3 protein-coding genes are annotated in these 2,089 nt (G+C 59.7%); 2 read left to right on the top strand and 1 reads right to left on the bottom strand.

Annotation, left to right across the window (positions count from 1 at the left end; translation table 11 throughout):
• Window positions 1-461 (bottom strand): GAF domain-containing protein (locus EN932_RS34800; protein ID WP_164890802.1); only part of this gene is annotated, 461 nt, incomplete at its 3' end.
• A 198-nt stretch (window positions 462-659) separates the two neighbouring features.
• On the opposite strand from EN932_RS34800, the gene EN932_RS34795 reads away from it, so the two are divergent.
• Window positions 660-1,244, top strand: a complete 585-nt coding sequence (locus EN932_RS34795; protein ID WP_127385900.1) for an amino acid synthesis family protein — start codon at window positions 660-662, stop codon at window positions 1,242-1,244.
• A gap of 322 nt (window positions 1,245-1,566) precedes the next feature.
• The coding region (locus tag EN932_RS34790) for an FAD-dependent oxidoreductase (RefSeq protein ID WP_164890801.1) at window positions 1,567-2,089 on the top strand (523 nt) is incomplete at its 3' end.

Below are 2,089 nucleotides of genomic sequence, written 5' to 3'. Positions count from 1 at the left end.
ATCCCGATGAAGGCGAGATCGTCGGCGCTGACGTCCATGATCTCTCGCGAGATGACGCTGAGCACCATCGGCCTTCCGGCCTCGTCGAGGCAACTCATCGGCATTACCAGAACGCTGCGGTAGTCGCGTTCGAAAGCCTCCATGCGATAGCCAGGAAACTCCTCCGAGACCCGGGCATCCCTGATATAGACGGCCTCGTTGCGTTGCAGGGCGACGATCGACGGACTGGTGGCGAGTTCCCAGCGGTCGGGGAGCGACCGCTGGATCAAGGTCGGGTCATGGCGAACGATCACGTAAGCATGGCCATGCGGTGCGTCGATGCTCATGATCGACCCCATCGTCCATCCGGCATGCCGGCAGGCGGCCAACACCAGATCACGCAACACCGTGCTGAGATCGCCGCCTGAGTTGATCAGGCTGGCGGCGTCGCGTAACGACAGGATTTGCGACTGATGGTTCACTGGTGCGACTGTTCCGGCTGACCGATCTGTTCCTGTTGGGACTGCGAGCGCCGATATAAGCAATTCGCGGCCGAGTGAAGCTACACGTCTTCCGAGAGCGAGACATCCGGTTTTTCCTCTGAAGCAGAGGAAGACGCGTGGTGCGCGCCTTCCTAGCCTGGCCCTTTCGAGTTTGGGCAGGAAGGACCGTTGGCGCGAATGGAAATCAGGAAAGTCTGCACCTTCATCGACGAAGTTCTGATCGAGGGCGGCAAGGCGGCCGGCAAGCCGGTCACATCGATCGTCGTCGCCGCCGTGCTGAAGAACCCGTGGGCGGGCCGTGGCTTCGTCGAAAATCTTCGCCCTGAGATCATCGAGGTAGCCCCCAGGCTCGGCGCCGAACTGACGCGACGGCTGATTGCACTGATGCCGCCGGCCGAGATCGAATCCTATGGCAAGGCCGCGGCCGTCGGTATCAATGGCGAAATCGAACACGCCTCGGCGTTGATCCACACGCTGCGTTTCGGCAATCTGTTCCGTGACGCGGTTGGCGGCACGACCTATCTCGAATTCTGCAACACCCGGAACGCCGCTGGCGCGCTGATGTCGCTGCCGATGATGCACAAGAGCGAGAATGGGAGGCGCTCGCATTTCATCACCGCGAACTTCCAGATCGCCGATGCACCGGGTGCCGATGAAGTGCTGGTTGCCATCGGTGCCGCCAATGGCGGACGTGTTCACGCCCGCATCGCCGACAGGTTCCAGGATATAGCGGAAATGGACGCGGAAAACGGCTCCTCCTGATAATCGGAGTCGTGTCAGGTCGTAAACCGACCAGCCTTTGTCCTGTCTTTCAAGCGCGCCATTGCGGGACATTGGCTGCGAAAGGCCTTCTACAAACCGGGGTGGCTTCTGGGAAGCGGGACCTTGTTTCGTGCAAGGAGCCGACCTATTCTAGGCTCCGTCGCGAAAAACAACTGCCTGACCATTGTCACCTTCGTCAGGCAGGTGAGTACACGTCAACTGTGCACAGCACGGTTCGGCCAGCGTCTCCGAGAGCAACCGCCCGACGAGAAGTCGGGCTCATGGCAACCGTCATTCCGACGGATGCATTGGAGCGCTAAAAATGCGAAATCGTATTGCAATCATTGGTGCGGGCCTTGGTGGCCTCACGCTTGCCCGCGTTCTTCATGTCCATGGCGTTTCAGCCACGCTCTATGAAGCCGACGCCTCCTCCGCCTCGAGAGCGCAGGGGGGACTTCTCGACATTCACGCATATAACGGTCAGCTCGCCCTCAAATCCGCAGGTCTGTTTGACTCGTTTCTTCAGCTCGTCCGTCCTGGCGAAGATGCAAAACGGATTGTCAACAAGGACTGTCATATCTTGTTCGACAGGCCGGGCAGCCACAGCGGCGAGCGTCCTGAAGTGGACCGGGGCGAGCTTCGCAAGATGCTGATCGATTCGATCCCGGCCGATATGATCCATTGGGACCATAAGGTCACGTCCGTGGCAGCTACCGACGACAATCGCCATGAGATCACCTTCATGGACGGCTCAAAGGTGACCTGCGACCTTGTCATTGGGGCCGATGGCGCGTGGTCGAAGGTCCGTCAACTGCTTTCTGATTCAAAGCCGGCCTACACAGGAA

Source organism: Mesorhizobium sp. M7A.F.Ca.US.002.01.1.1 (assembly GCF_004022955.1).
Lineage (GTDB): Bacteria > Pseudomonadota > Alphaproteobacteria > Rhizobiales > Rhizobiaceae > Mesorhizobium > Mesorhizobium ciceri.
This window is presented reverse-complemented; position numbering and strand designations above follow the sequence as displayed.

Coding starts and splice junctions, on each gene's coding strand:
- EN932_RS34795 (WP_127385900.1), top strand. CDS start 660: ATGGAAATCAGGAAAGTCTGCACCTTCATCGACGAAGTTCTGATCGAG.